The sequence below is a fragment of the Enterobacter sp. PI-10 genome, from assembly GCF_027947695.1.
Taxonomy (GTDB): domain Bacteria; phylum Pseudomonadota; class Gammaproteobacteria; order Enterobacterales; family Enterobacteriaceae; genus Enterobacter; species Enterobacter vonholyi.
Map to the genome: position 1 here is coordinate 211,294 of NZ_JAJNOG010000006.1, position 16,582 is coordinate 227,875.

A 16,582-nucleotide genomic window follows, 5' to 3' on the forward strand; every position below is an offset into this window, starting at 1 on the left:
TTGGGTACATCAGTCCGTGATAAGAAGTGCATCATAAATGAACACCCTTAGCTGCGCAATTTTTATACAGCGCTCAGGACTGATTAAATTTAAACAACGGCAGCAGGTAGCGCTGCGCCTCTTCCGTAATAGCCTCAAAGTACTCTGGCTCAAGCGTTCGCCATAAGCGCTGATACCAGACATCTTCACCTTCGCCACGCACCATCATGTTACCTTCGTAGGCCTGCATAAACTTACTGCGGGCTTTCTGCAGCGAAGCCTCATCCGTTAACATCGCATCATTCTGCGCGTCATAACAGGCTTTTATCCAGGCGCCGCCACTTTCCGGCAGTAGCAGGAGGGGTTTGTTCATTCCCTGGCGGTAGCCATCAATGTACAAAGACAGATACCGTAACGCCTGATCAGACTCCATTGGCGGGAAGCGCCATTCGCCCTCTTTGCGCACGAAAATGCGGCTTTCGCCTTTATGCCCACCCGCACTGTAGACAAGATGTTCCAGCCAGAGTTGCAAACCCTGTGAAACGCTAAGCATTGAAGGCCGCCAGCGAAGCAGCCCATCCTGCTGAACCTGGGTTAACCAGCCTGTGAGCTGTACCCCGTTGCAGTTGAGATCGATTTCAATACTATTCCCTGGCTGTCGGCACGCTCTTACGCGCTCTGCCAGAGCGGTCATCTCCTGACACTGCGCCTCCCAGACGATCTCCCCGAACGCCCCATAAGGCAACTGTCCCGCAGCGCGGTAGCGGCGGTAAAGTTTTTCAGCATCTTCCTCTTCAACCAGCGCATTCAACAGCTGCAGGTTTAACTGGTAGCGCTCCAGACCTTCCAGCGTAAACGGCTCTGCATCAGGAATTTCACTCTCTTCAGAACGGAAATTGACCTGTAGTCGCTGCTGGAAGAAAGCGCGCACCGGATGCGCCCAAAACCGCTGAAGCTGCTCGAAGGTCAGGGTGTCGACAGGGCGAGGGTCGAGTTCCTGAATAAAATCGGTATGCGCATTCCCCTCTTTTTTCGCCGCTGGCAGCCACTCCTGCGCATAGCTCTGGCGCTCGCTGGCCGTATAGTTCACCGGGTCAAACGGCATGCGGCTGTGGAAACAGGTGATATGGTCTTTCACCCTCTTCTCGCTTTCATCGCAGTTGCGCTCTTCATCCCCCGGCAGGTAGTGGCTCTGACCGATATAATCCACCAGTTCCTGCACCAGAACGGAGGGGAAACGCTCGCTGTTGTCCTGAATCGAACGGCCGATATAGCTGATATAGAGCTTACTCTGGGCGGAAATAAGCGCCTCAAGGAAGAGATATCGGTCATCATCACGGCGGCTACGGTCGCCCCGTTTTGGATTTGCGCTCATCAAATCGAACCCCAACGGCGCGAGCGCGCGAGGATAAACGCCGTCGTTCATGCCAAGTAAACAGACCACTTTAAACGGGATAGAACGCATTGGCATCAGGGTGCAAATATTGATGGGGCCTGCCAGGAAACGCTGGCTGATTCGCTCCTGGTCAAGCCGCTGCGTCAACTCATCCCTCAACAGCGACAGCGGAATGGCCTCCTGATAGTGGGAATTGACGCCTTCGTCGATGATAGCCTGCCACTGCGTTTCAATGAGCGCCATCGCCGCTTCGGTGTCATTGTCCGGCAGGAAGAAATCATTAAGCAACGCTCTGCAAACCGGGAGCCATTCTTCAAGTGGACGCGGCTGTAGCAGCTCGTGTCGCCAGCGGTTAAGCTGCATCAGGAGCGATGCTAAATGCCCCACCAGTTCAGCAATTAACCCGCTGGACTCATCGTAAGGCAGCACCTCATTCCACTCGCCCTGACTGCTCTCCATGGCGTAGCCCAGCAGCATACGCGTCAGGCCAAATCGCCAGGTGTGCTGCCCGGTTGGAGGAAGTTCGAACTCCTGAACGTTATCGTCATCGATACCCCAGCGAACGCCAGACTCATTCACCCACTGGCGAAGGTAGCGAAGCCCCTCTTCATTGATGTTGAAGCGTTCAGACAGAACGGGGACATCCAGTAACGCCAGGACATCTTCGGAGATAAAGCGGCTATCCGGCAGTGAGAGTAAAGTGATAAACGCCTGCAATGCCGGATGCGACTGACGGGCACGACGGTCAGAAATAGCATAAGGAAGATATCGCTCGCCCGTCGCGCTGCCAAAGACGGCCTGAATAAAGGGACTGTAGCTGTCGATATCCGCCACCATTACCACGATATCACGTGGCGTCAGTTCGGGATCGTCCTGCAGCATCGCCAGCAGCTGGTCGTGAAGCACTTCGACCTCACGCTGAGGGCTATGGCAAACATGGATCGTGATGCTGCGATCGTCAGCGTCCAGCTTACGCTTGCTGTCGCTGCGTTCGAACTCGTTCGCCGTCACGCCCATGACGGCACGGTTTTCCAGATCCAGAATATCTAACTGAATATTATGCAGCAGGCTGTCCGGAGCGATCTCGACAAAGGCATCCACGTCACCTTCGCCTGAGGAAGTGATGTCTGAAAGCATGTGAATGTAGTCACGCCCCAGCTTCCCCCATGAGGCAAGCAGCGGATTGGGCAGGTTCTGGATACCATCTTCGTCAAAAAGCTGCCCGGCAGTCGAGCCGTCCTTAAACAGCGGGACGGACCGTTCTTCAAAAAGGCGCTTTCGTTGGCGAGTTACCAGACGCGCAAGCCAGCGTTCATCGAGGATATCCCCCCAATACTGTCGGCAAGGGTTGGTGAACAAAATATGAATATCAATATGTCTACCCAGCGCATTCAACGCCTTTAGATAGACAGGGGGTAATGCGGATATTCCGCAGATAAAAACGCGTGACGGTAGTCTTGCTGGACGCTCTGTCGCATTTTCGAGTATTGAAATAAACCGATCGTACAGGTTGGCACGGTGCCACTTAGGCTGCCCAAGTTTCTCCGTATGCTCTACCAGCGCTTTCCACAGCGGTGCCTGCCATATTTGCGCCTCCGGCAGACCTTCAACCAGCTCGCCCGCTTCCCAACGAATTAACCAGTCAGAACGGTAAACAAGGTATTGGTCGTAGAGATCGGCAGTACGCGACGCCAGCTGGAATAGCTTGCGCTTGTCGGTATCGTCATTGAGGTAGTGGCGCAGCATGGCGAATTCATCATGCTGCAGCATTTCCGGCAGCAGCGCCATGAGCTTCCAGCTCATGGCCTGCTTGTTGAAGGCGCTCTGCTCCGGTATGTCCGGCAACACGCGTACAAACATCTCCCAGATAAAGCTCGCGGGCAGCGGGAAATCAATATTTGCGGCTATGCCAAATTTACGGGAAAGCGACATTTGCAGCCACTGTGCCATACCGGTGCTCTGCACCAGCACCATTTCAGGCTCAAAAGGATCGTCAAGCCGCTCGCGCTCAACGATAAACTCCATCAGCGCTTCCAGCACATCCAGACGATTTGAGTGGTAGACCCTTAACATAGACGCTCCCGACTACTGGCTAACCGGGCAATGCAGACGCGTTAACTCACCGCGCCGCCCCAGAGGAGAAATAAGTGTAACCGTGATGCTGACACATCCTGCGTGCGTTGTCTGCCCCCGACTGGCCTGCCAGCCTGCAGGGAGAACATTTGTTGAGAGCTGAGACTGATTCCAGGCATGGTGCCAGAGCTGGCGATACTGGTTAAACAGGGTAAACCGCGCCGCCAGCGCCCGGTGATAACCCGACAAAGCCGTCACGACGATCACCAGCAGCATCATCGCCAGCAGGACTTCCACCATGCTAAACCCTTTTTCTTTGCTCACGGCAGCTGGCATAACGCGCTCTCCTTAAGGGGACAAAAATCACTCCAGCCGTGAGGCAAAAAGCGAACTTCCCCGTCGACAATCTCTGCTGCGCGCCAGAGCAGCAGGCCGCTGTCTCCGGCAATCAGTAACGCGCGCCCCTCACTCAGCTGGCGCAAACACACTCGCCACGCAGGTGTCTTTTTGCACTGAATCTGGGGCTCTGACGACCAGCTCTGAACCCGTCCCCACTCAAGCGCTGACTGTACCGTCGCCTGCTGCTGAAGCGAGCGGCTCTCGCCGCCAACGAGCGCGCTAAACGTTATGAGCTGCTGATTGAGACCCGTGAGGATCAGTGTCCCGAGCACCAGTAAAAGCAGAACCAGCGCCAGCGAAGATATGCCGCGTTGACGATTCAAAGGTTGTATCCCGTGACCGTATACCACGCCTGCCAGGGCTCCCCCTTCTCGCCTTTGCGAATCGCCGCCATTTCGATATTCACCTCAGGCGCAAAACCGGCATGCTCCACTGTTCTTACCACAAAATGCGCGATCGTAAGCCTGCTCGGGTCAGTAAGCTTTTCCCATCCTTTTCCTTCACATGAGGTCGCTCCACGCAGGGTTTCCAGCGCCCCCGACTCCAGACGAAAACCGGTGCTGTCATTTTCTGATGCGCTGTTATCCCAGCTGCCGTTACTGTTGGCGTCCGACCGCACAATGACGCAACTTCCAAGCCTCGCGGTCACCAGCGCCTGCCCCTGACAGTTTCCCGCGCAGTACCCCGCACGCTGAAGCTGTTTGCCCACGGAAAACAGATGATGCCAGACCTCTTCCTCTAGTTCTCTCTGGCCGGATTGCACTAAGACCGCTCGCTGCAAGCCGGGTAAAAATCGCGATGCGCTTATCAGCAAAAGGCTGCTAATCGCCGTAGCAATCAGAACTTCAGTCAGCGAGAAACCACGCTGCCTCATCGACATGAACCTCCCCCAATGACCTTACACATCCTGATGCGTCCTCCATTTGAGACAATAATCAACCACTCTCCTGCACGGCTTTGAACGCGTATCCGCCCTGCCCACGCCGTATCCCTTAATCCATAGAACGCGAGCGACGGCGTTACCTCGCCGATCGCGACTTCAGGCCAGAGTGGTATCAGCACAAAGGGACTGCCCTTCTCACAGCCTTGGGCGGCAGAGCTCACCAGACAGTCCCGGCCTCCCACCCGCTGATGGGTAATTTGATGGTCGCGGTTGTAGCGGTTGGCATGATTGCGTAGAAAAAGCAGGTAATCTCGCACCTGACTGGCGGTTTGCCACAGCCGCTGCTGCCGCTGCCAGCTGTCCCATCCGTACAGCCCTGAGGCACTAAGAATAACGACAAGCGATATGGCGACCAGCGTTTCGATAAGCGTAAAACCGTTCTCTTTTTTCATACCGGGAGTGTGGCGAAGCACCGTGAACATGACGAGCATCGAAATATCGTTTTACGAGGCGTTATCCGGAGAATTGGAAGAGTTGCAGCGCGTTGCACGCTTTCTGGATAGCGCTTCGGGAAACGGGATATAGGCGAAAAAAAACCGGCGCTAAACAGCACCGGTTGTGTCACGCTTTATCGCATCAGATAGCGACGGGCGCTTTGATGCCCGGATGTGGGTCGTAGCCCTCAATTTCGAAATCATCAAAGCGGTAATCGAAGATTGATGCCGGTTTGCGCTTGATAACCAGCTTCGGCAGCGCACGCGGTTCGCGCGTCAGCTGGAGATGCGTCTGTTCCATATGGTTGCTGTAAAGATGGGTATCCCCTCCGGTCCAGACAAAATCCCCCACTTCCAGATCGCACTGCTGCGCCATCATGTGGACCAACAGCGCATAGCTGGCAATGTTAAACGGCAGGCCGAGGAACACGTCACAGGAGCGCTGGTAGAGCTGGCAGGAGAGCTTCCCATCCGCCACATAGAACTGGAAGAACGCATGGCACGGTGCCAGCGCCATTTTATCCAGCTCGCCGACGTTCCAGGCGGAAACGATGATGCGGCGCGAGTCCGGATCGTTTTTCAGCTGGTTCATCACGGTGGTGATCTGGTCAATATGGCGGCCATCAGGCGTTGGCCATGCGCGCCACTGCTTGCCGTAAACCGGGCCCAGGTTGCCATTTTCATCTGCCCATTCGTCCCAGATTGAGACGTTATTTTCGTGCAGATACGCTATGTTGGTATCGCCTTGCAGGAACCAGAGCAGTTCATGAATGATCGAGCGCAGGTGGCAGCGCTTTGTCGTCACCAGAGGGAAGCCTTCTTGCAGGTTGAAGCGCATCTGGTGGCCAAAAATGGAGAGCGTACCGGTGCCGGTGCGGTCGTTTTTCGGCGTGCCCTCGTCGAGCACTTTTTTCATCAATTCAAGATACTGTTTCATGGTTCCTCAGGAAATTTGTTGCTGTGGACGACGACGATAAGCCCAAATCATCATAATGGTACCCGCGACAATCATCGGTATGGAGAGGATCTGCCCCATGCTGATGTACTGTACCCATTCGCCGGTAAACTGTGCGTCTGGCTGACGGAAGAACTCGACGATAATACGGAATGCGCCGTAGCCAATAAGGAACAGGCCGGAGACAGCGCCCATCGGACGCGGTTTGCGGATAAACAGGTTGAGAATGATAAACAGCACAACGCCTTCCAGCGCCAGCTCGTACAGCTGAGACATATGGCGCGGCAGAACGCCGTAGGTATCGAAAATGGACTGCCACTCCGGATGTGATGGCAGCAGCGCGATATCTTCCGCGCGGGAGCCCGGGAACAGCATCGTATAAGGCACGCTCGGGTCGACGCGGCCCCACAGCTCACCGTTGATAAAGTTACCCAGACGACCGGCACCCAGACCAAACGGGATCAGCGGCGCGATAAAATCCGAAACCTGGAAGAAGTTGCGTTTGGTGCGTTTGGCAAAAATCACCATCACCAGGATCACCCCAATCAGGCCGCCGTGGAAGGACATGCCGCCGTCCCAGACGCGGAACAGGTAGAGGGGATCGTTCAGGAATACAGGGAAGTTATAGAACAGCACGTACCCAATACGGCCACCGAGGAACACGCCGAGGAAGCCCGCATAGAGCAGGTTTTCAACTTCGTTTTTCGTCCAGCCGCTGCCGGGACGACTGGCGCGACGGCCAGCGAGCCACATGGCAAAAATGAAGCCCACCAGGTACATCAGACCGTACCAGTGAAGCGAAACAGGTCCTACTGAGAAAATGACCGGATCAAATTCCGGAAAATGCAGATAACCACTGTTCATCTGTCACCACAAGATGTTGTTATTCCGCTGAAAGTGGACAGCGGTAGAAATGCGATTCTGCCGTAAGCAGAGGCTCCAAAGTTGCGAATCATAGCATAAGGCGGGCGCGGAGGATGCGCCCGAGATGTAAAAGATGTGTATAGGGTGTTATGCCCTCTGGTGCCCTCTCCCACCGGGAGAGGGAGAAAGACGATTAGCGGCCGCCGCGGATCAGGCCGCCCATACCGCGTCGTTCCATAAACGCCGCGACCTGGTGACGGACCTCAGCAGCCAGCTGCGCCTCAAGGCTGCGTTCTGCGAGTTCGCGAGCATCATTGATGTCGATATGTCGCAGCAGGTATTTCACGCGGGCGACAGCGCGACCGTTCATCGACAGATGGCGGTATCCCAGACCAATAAGGATCGCAACGCACATGGAATCCCCGGCCATTTCACCGCACAGGCGTAAATCAATGCCGTACTGCTCAGCTTCACGGGCAATCATCGCTAACGCGCGAATGATCGCCGGATGCAGGCTGTCGTAGATACTGGCGACGCGGGTATTGTTGCGGTCGACGGCCAGAATATATTGCGTCAGGTCGTTGGTGCCGACAGAGATAAAATCAACACGGCTTGCCAGCTGCGGCAGCATAAAGACCATGGACGGCACTTCTAGCATCACGCCGATCCGCGGTTTCGGGATCGCATAGCCGATCATCTCTTCCACTTCACGCCCGGCACGTTCGATCAGCCGCCGCGACTCGTCGATCTCATCAATGCTTGTGACCATCGGCAGCAGGATGCTGAGATTGCCCGTCGCCGCGTTGGCGCGCAGCATCGCGCGCACCTGGATCAGGAAGATCTCCGGCTGATCGAGCGTAATGCGGATCCCACGCCAGCCCAGGCACGGGTTTTCTTCGCTGATCGGCATGTAGGGGAGCTGTTTATCCGCCCCGACATCCAGGGTTCGCAGGGTGACAGGTTTGTCGTTAAACATCTGCAGCATCCCCTGATACTGCGCCACCTGCTCCTCTTCGGAGGGGAAACCGCTCTGCAGCATGAACGGGATTTCAGTACGGTATAGGCCAATGCCGTCGATGCGGCTGCCAAGCTTTTCTTCATGCTCAGGGCTTAAACCGGCGTTGAGCATGACTTTGATCCGCTCACCGCTCTTAAGCTGTGCGGGCAGGTTAACGTCATCTTCCGCCAGCTTGCTTAATTCATTCTCTTCGCTGATAAGACGCTGGTATTCCTGGAGCAGAACCGGCTCAGGATCGACCAGCAGCTCACCGCGATAGCCGTCGACCACCAGCGTACGGCGGTGCAGTACCGACGGCTGAATGTCCGCCCCCATAACGGTAGGGATACCCAGCGCGCGCACCATAATGGCGGCGTGTGAGTTGGCGGCACCATCGCGCACCACGACACCGGCCAGCCTGTCCTGCGGCAGTTCAGCCAGCGTGGTTGCCGACAGTTCATCGGCGACCAGAACAAACCGTTGAGGCCAGGCATTCGGCCCCTGAATGGTGTCATCAAGATGGAACAGCAGGCGTTGTCCCAGGGCCCGGAGATCTCCAGCCCGCTCTTTCAGGTAACCGTCGGTCAATGCCGCAAATTGGTCGGCAAATTTCTCGATAACCTTCTTAACGGCCCACTCCGCGACCGAGCCTTTATCCACTTCAGCAAAAAGCTCACGACGCAGACGCGCATCGGAAAGCAGGTGCGAATAGAGGTCGAAAATGGCCGCCGTCTCTTTTTGCGCACCTGCGGCAAAACGTTTGCTGTAACGACGAAATTCATTCGCCGCCTCTTCCAGCGCGGCGGTAAGACGCTCGCGCTCAAGCGCTTCATCAAGCGTTGAGGCTTCGTAAACCTGCTCCATTAACGGCAGCGTGGCGTCCATCCAGCCTTCAGCAATCGCTACGCCTGGCGATGCCGGAAGGGCACGAATGCGCGTATGGCGATACTGGCCAAAGAGCGCGGCAAGCTGAGACTGAGAGAGGATCGCCGCCATCTGCGTGGCCAGCGTGACGAGGAAAGACTCCTCGCTTTCGTCATACTGACGTAGCTCACGCTGCTGGACGACCAGTACGCCGAGCAGCTGGCGACGCTGGATAATCGGTACGCCAAGGAAAGCGCGGAAGCGCTCTTCTTTTACGGAAGGGATGTATTTAAAGCTGGGGTGTTTTTGCGCGTCAGCAAGGTTGATGGGTTCAGCCAGCCGCCCAACCAGACCGACGATACCCTCATCAAATGCGAGCGTTACGGTGCGTCCACGTGGCTTCTTCAAACCACGGGTCGCCATCAGGTAATAGCAGCGCCGATCGTGGTCGGCCAGATATACCGAACAGACCTCGGTCTCCATCGCAAGACAGATGTCGGTGACCAGAATATTCAGCGCCTCGTTCAGACGCGGAGCGCTAGCCACCTTCTCGACTATTTCTCGCAAGCGGGTGAGCATGATTTGCGTAGCTTAACCTCTTTTACGTCGCCAGGCAGGTGCGCTCTGCGGCTTAGGCGGGATCTCCTGAAGCTGCATGACCACACTTGCAAACTCTTTCATCACCCTACGGTAAACATCGCGTTTAAATGACACGACCTGACGAACAGGATACCAATAGCTCACCCAGCGCCAGCCATCGAACTCCGGCGTACTGCTGGTTTGCATATTGATGTCTGAATCGTTGCCCACCAACTGCAACAGAAACCACTTCTGTTTCTGGCCGATACAAACCGGCTTTGTGTCCCAACGCACCAAACGTTTCGGTAACTTGTAACGCAACCAGTTGCGGGTCGAAGCCAGGATGCGAACATCTTTCCGGCTCAAACCGACCTCTTCAAAAAGCTCCCGGTACATCGCTTGTTCTGGGGACTCTCCCGGATTGATCCCGCCTTGCGGGAACTGCCAGGAGTGCTGACCATATCGCCGGGCCCACATTACCTGGCCCTGACGATTACAAATTACTATTCCTACGTTCGGGCGGTAGCCATCGTCATCAATCACCGGACTACCCCAAACTAAACCTTATATATGAATGATTGTTTCACACTACAGGGAGGCGGTAAACCACTCTCTTACAGGGCTGCAACCTAATAACATTTGAATAACTCACAAATAAGTGATGAGTTATAAACAGATGAGAGCCATTAAAAGGAATTTTATTCACCTTTTCTGTGGATATAGTTGTGAAGAAGTGTCTAATTACCGATGAACAACCTCAAACAATGCCGTCCCCCCTTTTTTAGCTTAATTCAATAATGCAATTATTTTCATATAGTTAAATGTATTTTCATGAACACAAAACAGAATAGCGTGACGATCGTCACATCAGGGATCATCGTGCTGATGAAAGATCGAACAGCGTCGGTTTTATCCACAGATTGTGCCAATAAGTTAGTCACAATTTGTTTGAAATTTCGATTTTCCTCGCACGTCAAGGCTGTAAATTGAAACAGTAGTCAGGGTTATGCCCAGTTATCCCATTTTTCTGTGGATAACATGGTGTAAGATCCTGTTCATTGTCAGTGACCAGATTTGAACAACCGGTTTTCCAACTCTGGTGAAACGATTTCAAACCAGTAAAAAAACATATAAATCATGCACATGGAATATTCGTACAGAAATAGTTAAACTCTATCCACAGGGGACAATTTCTTCGTTTATTTTTTAATCAAAAGGTTACCATCATGCATCCGCTTACACCCTTGCTCTCACCGCCGTCCAGCGAGGGCCAGTTGCTACAGCAGGCACAGCGTCTTGCAGGCTTTTCGCTTGGCGAGCTGGCGGCAATGGCAGGGCTTCAGATCCCGAAGGATCTTAAGCGGGATAAAGGCTGGATCGGCATGCTGCTTGAACTATGGCTGGGTGCCAGCGCAGGGAGCAAACCCGAGCAGGATTTTGCTGCACTTGGCGTGGAGTTAAAAACTATCCCTGTAGACAGCCAGGGCAAGCCGCTTGAGACCACTTTTGTCTGCGTTGCGCCATTAACCGGCAATACCGGCGTGACGTGGGAAACCAGTCACGTTCGCCACAAGCTGAAGCGCGTATTATGGGTACCGGTTGAAGGTGAGCGTCAGATCCCCCTGGCTGACCGTCGCGTTGGCGCACCGCTGCTCTGGAGCCCGGACGAGGATGAAGAGCATCAACTGCGCCTGGACTGGGAAGAGCTGATGGACATGATTGTGCTTGGGCAGGTAGAGCGCATCACCGCCCGACACGGAGAAGTGTTACAGCTGCGTCCGAAAGCGGCCAACAGTAAAGCACTTACCGAGGCAATCGGCGCGCAGGGTGAACCGATACTGACGTTGCCGCGCGGTTTTTATCTCAAAAAGAATTTCACCGGCGCACTCCTGGCACGTCATTTCCTGTTAAAAACATAGTTTTTTACTTATTTTGCGAGCTCTCAAACATAATCGACTGCTTTTTAAGATTTTACCGCTTCCTCAAGTCGCCTTATCGGGTTAATACTAGATTATGATTTGATACAAGCCAGATGAGGACGATAACGATGAAAAAATGGGCAGTATTAGTGTCAGCAGTCGGTTTAGCGTTTGCCGTATCGGGCTGTAGCAGCGATTACGTCATGGCGACAAAAGATGGTCGAATGATCCTGACCGATGGCAAACCCGAAGTCGACGATGATACCGGTCTGGTCAGCTACCGCGACCAGGAAGGCAATAAAATGCAGATCAATCGCGACGAAGTATCGCAAATTATCGAGCGATAATCAGAGAGAGGTCAGTCGCTTGCTGGCCTTTTTGATTTTTTTCTTCCCCTTTTGCTTCCCCTCTGCCATGTTTATATTCCTTTGTCGGGCACGCCCTGACGCGGTCTATAAGTCTACTGAGGAAGCCGGCTATGCATTATCACCGTATCCCCCACAGCGCTCTGGAAATAAGCCAACTGGGGTTGGGCACGATGACATTTGGTGAACAAAACAGCGAAGCCGATGCCCATGCACAACTCGATTACGCCGTCAGCCAGGGCATTAACCTGATTGATGTTGCAGAGATGTACCCAGTTCCGCCACGCCCTGAAACGCAGGGACTTACCGAAACTTACGTCGGTAACTGGCTGGCAAAGCGCGGCAACCGTGAAAAGCTGGTGATTGCCTCAAAAGTCAGTGGCCCCGCGCGCAATAACGATACCGGGATCCGTCCGAACCAGATCCTCGATCGCAAGAATATCCGCGCCGCACTGGATGCCAGCCTGAAGCGCCTGCAAACCGACTATCTCGACCTCTACCAGGTGCACTGGCCGCAGCGACCAACCAACTGCTTTGGCAAGCTCGGATACAGCTGGAATGAGAGCGCCCCCGCCGTGACGCTGCTGGAAACGCTGGAAGCGCTGACCGAGTGCCAGCGCGCGGGAAAAATCCGCTACATTGGCGTATCTAACGAAACGGCCTTTGGGGTCATGCGCTATCTACACCTGGCGGATAAGCACGATCTTCCGCGTATTGTGACTATCCAGAACCCGTACAGCTTGCTTAACCGCAGCTATGAGGTGGGTCTGGCCGAAGTGACGCAGTATGAAGAAGTGGAACTGCTCGCCTATTCCTGTCTCGGCTTCGGCACGCTGACGGGGAAATACCTGAACGGCGCGAAGCCGGCGGGGGCGCGAAACACCCTCTTTAGCCGCTTCACCCGCTACAGCGGTGAGCAGACGCAGAAAGCCGTTGCTGCCTATGTGAATATCGCAAAGCGTCACGGTCTTGACCCTGCTCAGATGGCGCTGGCCTTCGTGCGTCGTCAGCCGTTTGTTGCCAGCACCCTGCTGGGCGCGACCACGATGGAACAGCTGAAAACCAATATTGAGAGTTTCCACCTGAACCTGAGTGAAGACGTGTTAGCAGAGATTGAAGCGGTGCATCAGGTTTATACTTATCCTGCACCATAGCCTGACGCTTTTGCCCGGTGGCGCTACGCTTACCGGGCCTACAGGTGCTCAAACGTAGGCCCGGTAAGGCGAAGCCAACACCCGGCTAGATATCAACGGCGACGCTGCCAAATCCACAAGCCCGCGATCGCAATCGCAAACAGCCCACCAAACCCGACGCCGATCCCCACCACCGGCACACCCACTTTTACCGCCAGCGAGTAGAGCCCCAGCATTAACAGCATTGCCAGGTTTTCACCCAGGTTTTGTACCGCAATGGCATTGCCTGCCCCGACGGTCTGCTTACCCCGTTCCTGCAGCAACGCGTTCAGCGGCACCACGAAGAAGCCCCCCAGAATACCAATCAGGATGAGGAGGACATACGCGGGCAATAACGCATGCTGCAGCGAGAAGATAAGTACCACGACGCCAATCAGGATCCCTGCGGGCATGCAGCGTGCGACCGTCTCGAGCGTCACCAGCTTCGCCGCTGCACCCGCCCCAACCACAATGCCGATGGCCACCATCGCATTAAGATAGGTCGGCGTCGCATTGTCCGTAATGCCCAGCGCCACCGGCACCCACAGGACCAGCAGGAAGCGCAGCGTGACGCCCGCCCCCCAGAACATACTGGTCCCCATCAGGGAGAAACGCGTTTCCCCGTTACGCCACAGCACGCGGCACGCGTTGAAGAAACTGCCGGTCATCGGTTTGAAGCGCCAGGATTGCCCCGGGCGAGCCACTGGCAGCTTCGGAATAAAGAGGTTTGCCACGACCGCCCCGCCATACACCACCGCGCAGATGCCCAGTGCCGCCAGGACATGCCAGTCGGCCAGTACGCCGCCCGCGACGGATCCGAGCAGAATAGCGGCAATGGTTGACGACTCCATCAGGCCGTTGGCTTTCACCAGCTTATCGCCCGTGGTCAGCTCGCCGAGGATGCCATACTTTGCCGGGGAGTAGGCGGCAGCGCCAATGCCCACCAGCGTGTAGCCAATAAACGGATTGAAGCCAAAGCAAATGCTGGCGGCACCCAGCAGCTTGAGACCGTTGGCAAACATCATCACCCGGCCTTTCGGGAAGCTGTCCGCTACCTGCCCGACGAACGGAGCAAAGATAATGTAAGCGCCCACAAACACCATCTGCAGGATCGGCTGACTCCAGTCGGGATAAAACTCGGCTTTCAGCAGCGCCAGCGTGGCGAACAGCAGCGCATTATCACCGAACGCAGAGAGGAACTGCGCGGCAATGACCGCCATCATGCCTTTTGAACGCAGTGAGGTGTTAGTGTGTACTGACTCACGCATTTTGCTGTTCCGCCTCTTCAACCATGCCTTTCAGGGTCACGAAATCGGGCTTCCCGCTACCCAGCACCGGGAGCTGCTTCAGGTAGCGAATGTCGCGCGGCACGGCCAGTTCAGGGATACCGTGTTCACGCGCATAGCTTAGTAACCTGTCGCGCTTAAGTTCAGCGTCGGTCGTAAACAGCACCAGCGCCTCGCCTTTGCTGGCATCACTCTTCACCACCGTAGCATGCATCTTATCCGCAGACACGGCCGTTGCCAGCTGTTCGACCATTTCCAGAGAGACCATTTCACCGGCGATTTTAGCGAAGCGTTTCGCGCGTCCCTGAATCTGTACAAAGCCCTGTTCATCAAAACGGACGATATCTCCGGTGTCGTACCAGCCGGTTTCAACCTCGCCGTTGACGTTTTCCGCTGTCGGCGCTTCCAGCACGCCCGGGTTTTCCACGCGCAGATAACCGTTCATCACGTTTGGCCCTTTCAGCTGCAGACGGCCACCGTCCTCAATGCCCGGCACCGCCAGCAGACGCGCATCCATTCCCGGCAGGATTCGGCCAACCGTACCCGGTTTCGCCGCCATCGGCACGTTAATCGAGACCACGGGCGCACACTCGGTAACGCCATAGCCTTCAAGAATGCGCAGGCCAAACTTGTCCTGCCAGATCTGGCGCGTGCTCTCCTGCAGTTTTTCCGCACCGGCCACCACATACCGCACGCGATAGAAGTCATACGGATTGGCGAAACGCGCATAGTTGCCCAGGAAGGTTGAGGTTCCGAACAGGACGGTGCAGTTACGGTCATAGACCAGCTCCGGCACAATGCGGTAATGCAGCGGGCTCGGGTAGAGGAACACTTCTGCGCCGGTCAGGAGCGGCGTGAACAGCCCCACCGTCAGGCCAAAGGAGTGGAACAGCGGCAGCGCCGACATAAAGCGGTCGTTTGCGGTAAAGTCGGCGATGCTTTTAATCTGTTCAACGTTCGCCAGAATGCTCTTGTGGCTGTGGACGACGCCTTTCGGGTTGCCCTCCGATCCCGACGTGAAGAGGATAATCGCGTCATCTTCCGGCTGCTGTTTGACCTGCGCCAGACGCGGCACCAGCAGATGCGCAAAAATCCACAGCTTGTCGCCGGTGGTCACGTCCGCTTTCAGATCCTCCAGGAAGACCCAGCGCACCTGGGTGAGCTGCTCGGGAAGGTGCCAGAGCTTGCCTTTGTCCAGGAACTGTCGGGAGGTAAAGACGGTATTAATCTGCGCTGCGGTGATGGCGCTGGTCAACCCCTTCACGCCCGCCGTGTAGTTCATCATTGCCGGGATACGGCCCCGGGAAACCGCACCGAAAATCACCGCCGCGCTGATACCCGCGTTAGGCAGCATCAGGCCAATCTTTTCGCCTTTTTTGCTGTACTTCTCCAGAATACGGCCCACAAACAGGGTTTTGGTCAGCAGTTTGCGATAGGTGTCCGGGGTAAAGTTGATGTCTTCAATACAGTTTTTCTTCGCGCCATAGCGGTACTGCGCGGATAGCAGAGATTCGTACAGCGTTTCGCGCGGGCGCACGGCCATGCGCGCTTCCATCATAATCTGATGCAGCATTTCCCCGGCGATTTTACGGCGATCGCGGGCACGCGGCGCTTCTGGCATCGGTAACGACGTTGGCGGCAGAATATGCAGGGTTATTTTAGGGAACAGACGCTGCTTCACCAGCCCCTTCAGGCGGCTGAAATGGGTTAGCTCCGCGCCTTCAATGCGCAGCGGCACCACGGTCGCTTTTGACTTCGCCGCGACAAACCCCGCGCCGTCGTAGATTTTCATCAGCGAACCGGTCACTGAAATACGCCCTTCAGGGAAAATAACCACCGGACGCCCTTGCTCAACCAGACGCACCAGATGCTTAATCATCATCGGCTTGGTCGGGTCGAGCGGCACAAAATCAATCAGCGGCGTGAGCCAGCGCATGTACCACTGCTGGCTGATAGAGGTATAGACCGCAAATACCGGGCGCACGGGCAGAAACAGCGCCAGCAGGATGCCATCTATAAAGGAAACATGATTTGGTGTGATAAGAACGCGTTCGCCGCGAAGCGCCTGGGCATCGCCAGTGACGTGGATGCGAAAAAGAATACGGAACAGTGTACGGAAGAACCCAAATAGCATCTCAACTCCCTTTGCCAGCCAGTGTGGAGGGTTGATAGTAAATGGTGGCAGATTACACGAGAAGTGATACGGGAGCGACAGCAAAAGTGGAGGCGAAAAAAAACCTGCGCATCCGCGCAGGTTGGTGCAAGAGATGAGTACGAAACCGTACTAAGAATTCTCACCAATCAATACCTCTGGGATCTCAACTGTATCAATCTCATTAACATCCTCGCCATCGGAC

General features: G+C 55.3%; 14 protein-coding genes. 3 read left to right on the plus strand and 11 right to left on the minus strand.

The window, feature by feature from the left end; translation table 11 throughout:
• Positions 1-73: 73 nt before the first annotated feature.
• From recC to rppH, 9 genes are all read right to left on the minus strand, one after another.
• A complete protein-coding gene (gene recC, locus LRM19_RS14930; protein WP_271369239.1) occupies positions 74-3,448 on the minus strand; it encodes an exodeoxyribonuclease V subunit gamma in 3,375 nt (1,124 codons plus the stop codon).
• A 12-nt stretch (positions 3,449-3,460) separates the two neighbouring features.
• Entirely contained in the window at positions 3,461-3,784 is a 324-nt protein-coding gene (locus LRM19_RS14935) for a prepilin-type N-terminal cleavage/methylation domain-containing protein (protein ID WP_133295081.1), read from the minus strand.
• A complete protein-coding gene (locus tag LRM19_RS14940) occupies positions 3,769-4,170 on the minus strand; it encodes a DUF2509 family protein (protein WP_127732206.1) in 402 nt (133 codons plus the stop codon). Before LRM19_RS14940 ends, LRM19_RS14935 begins: the two co-directional genes overlap by 16 nt.
• Positions 4,167-4,727 (minus strand): prepilin peptidase-dependent protein, encoded by a 561-nt coding sequence (locus LRM19_RS14945; RefSeq protein WP_271369240.1) that lies wholly within the window; start codon positions 4,725-4,727, stop codon positions 4,167-4,169. Before LRM19_RS14945 ends, LRM19_RS14940 begins: the two co-directional genes overlap by 4 nt.
• Positions 4,718-5,182, minus strand: coding sequence for a prepilin peptidase-dependent protein (locus tag LRM19_RS14950; protein WP_111966104.1), 465 nt, complete (start codon positions 5,180-5,182; stop codon positions 4,718-4,720). The genes LRM19_RS14945 and LRM19_RS14950 overlap by 10 nt, the downstream gene beginning before the upstream one ends.
• A gap of 184 nt (positions 5,183-5,366) precedes the next feature.
• Complete coding sequence (gene thyA / locus LRM19_RS14955) at positions 5,367-6,161, minus strand: thymidylate synthase (RefSeq protein ID WP_111966081.1); 795 nt, start codon at positions 6,159-6,161, stop codon at positions 5,367-5,369.
• A 6-nt stretch (positions 6,162-6,167) separates the two neighbouring features.
• Positions 6,168-7,043 (minus strand): prolipoprotein diacylglyceryl transferase, encoded by an 876-nt coding sequence (lgt, locus tag LRM19_RS14960; RefSeq protein WP_127732210.1) that lies wholly within the window; start codon positions 7,041-7,043, stop codon positions 6,168-6,170.
• Positions 7,044-7,236: 193 nt separating this feature from the next.
• Positions 7,237-9,483, minus strand: coding sequence for a phosphoenolpyruvate--protein phosphotransferase (gene ptsP, locus LRM19_RS14965; RefSeq protein ID WP_111966082.1), 2,247 nt, complete (start codon positions 9,481-9,483; stop codon positions 7,237-7,239).
• Between the two features lie 12 nt (positions 9,484-9,495).
• Positions 9,496-10,026, minus strand: coding sequence for an RNA pyrophosphohydrolase (gene rppH, locus LRM19_RS14970; RefSeq protein ID WP_013098553.1), 531 nt, complete (start codon positions 10,024-10,026; stop codon positions 9,496-9,498).
• Between the two features lie 683 nt (positions 10,027-10,709).
• On the opposite strand from rppH, the gene mutH reads away from it, so the two are divergent.
• From mutH to LRM19_RS14985, 3 genes are all read left to right on the plus strand, one after another.
• Positions 10,710-11,402 (plus strand): DNA mismatch repair endonuclease MutH, encoded by a 693-nt coding sequence (mutH, locus tag LRM19_RS14975; RefSeq protein WP_111966083.1) that lies wholly within the window; start codon positions 10,710-10,712, stop codon positions 11,400-11,402.
• 128 nt (positions 11,403-11,530) lie between these two features.
• Positions 11,531-11,749, plus strand: a complete 219-nt coding sequence (locus LRM19_RS14980) for a YgdI/YgdR family lipoprotein (protein WP_008499668.1) — start codon at positions 11,531-11,533, stop codon at positions 11,747-11,749.
• A gap of 131 nt (positions 11,750-11,880) precedes the next feature.
• The gene (locus tag LRM19_RS14985; RefSeq protein ID WP_133295085.1) at positions 11,881-12,921 is read left to right on the plus strand and encodes an NADP(H)-dependent aldo-keto reductase; all 1,041 of its coding nucleotides are present in this window, start codon (positions 11,881-11,883) and stop codon (positions 12,919-12,921) included.
• 92 nt (positions 12,922-13,013) lie between these two features.
• Here the strand turns inward: LRM19_RS14985 and lplT are convergent, their stop codons facing one another.
• Together lplT and aas are read right to left on the minus strand one after the other, a co-directional pair.
• Positions 13,014-14,207: a lysophospholipid transporter LplT gene (gene lplT / locus LRM19_RS14990; RefSeq protein WP_111966085.1), complete on the minus strand. Its 1,194-nt coding sequence runs from the start codon at positions 14,205-14,207 to the stop codon at positions 13,014-13,016.
• The gene (gene aas / locus LRM19_RS14995) at positions 14,200-16,359 is read right to left on the minus strand and encodes a bifunctional acyl-ACP--phospholipid O-acyltransferase/long-chain-fatty-acid--ACP ligase (RefSeq protein ID WP_271369241.1); all 2,160 of its coding nucleotides are present in this window, start codon (positions 16,357-16,359) and stop codon (positions 14,200-14,202) included. The genes lplT and aas overlap by 8 nt, the downstream gene beginning before the upstream one ends.
• Positions 16,360-16,582 lie beyond the last annotated feature (223 nt).

What these genes read in the sequence shown, in the direction of transcription:
- LRM19_RS14980 (WP_008499668.1), top strand. Translation starts at nt 11,531, where the DNA reads ATGAAAAAATGGGCAGTATTAGTGTCAGCAGTCGGTTTAGCGTTTGCC.
- aas (WP_271369241.1), bottom strand. Translation starts at nt 16,359, where the DNA reads ATGCTATTTGGGTTCTTCCGTACACTGTTCCGTATTCTTTTTCGCATC.
- LRM19_RS14945 (WP_271369240.1), bottom strand. Translation starts at nt 4,727, where the DNA reads ATGTCGATGAGGCAGCGTGGTTTCTCGCTGACTGAAGTTCTGATTGCT.
- mutH (WP_111966083.1), top strand. Translation starts at nt 10,710, where the DNA reads ATGCATCCGCTTACACCCTTGCTCTCACCGCCGTCCAGCGAGGGCCAG.
- recC (WP_271369239.1), bottom strand. Translation starts at nt 3,448, where the DNA reads ATGTTAAGGGTCTACCACTCAAATCGTCTGGATGTGCTGGAAGCGCTG.
- LRM19_RS14935 (WP_133295081.1), bottom strand. Translation starts at nt 3,784, where the DNA reads ATGCCAGCTGCCGTGAGCAAAGAAAAAGGGTTTAGCATGGTGGAAGTC.
- LRM19_RS14950 (WP_111966104.1), bottom strand. Translation starts at nt 5,182, where the DNA reads ATGAAAAAAGAGAACGGTTTTACGCTTATCGAAACGCTGGTCGCCATA.
- lgt (WP_127732210.1), bottom strand. Translation starts at nt 7,043, where the DNA reads ATGAACAGTGGTTATCTGCATTTTCCGGAATTTGATCCGGTCATTTTC.
- lplT (WP_111966085.1), bottom strand. Translation starts at nt 14,207, where the DNA reads ATGCGTGAGTCAGTACACACTAACACCTCACTGCGTTCAAAAGGCATG.
- LRM19_RS14985 (WP_133295085.1), top strand. Translation starts at nt 11,881, where the DNA reads ATGCATTATCACCGTATCCCCCACAGCGCTCTGGAAATAAGCCAACTG.
- ptsP (WP_111966082.1), bottom strand. Translation starts at nt 9,483, where the DNA reads ATGCTCACCCGCTTGCGAGAAATAGTCGAGAAGGTGGCTAGCGCTCCG.
- thyA (WP_111966081.1), bottom strand. Translation starts at nt 6,161, where the DNA reads ATGAAACAGTATCTTGAATTGATGAAAAAAGTGCTCGACGAGGGCACG.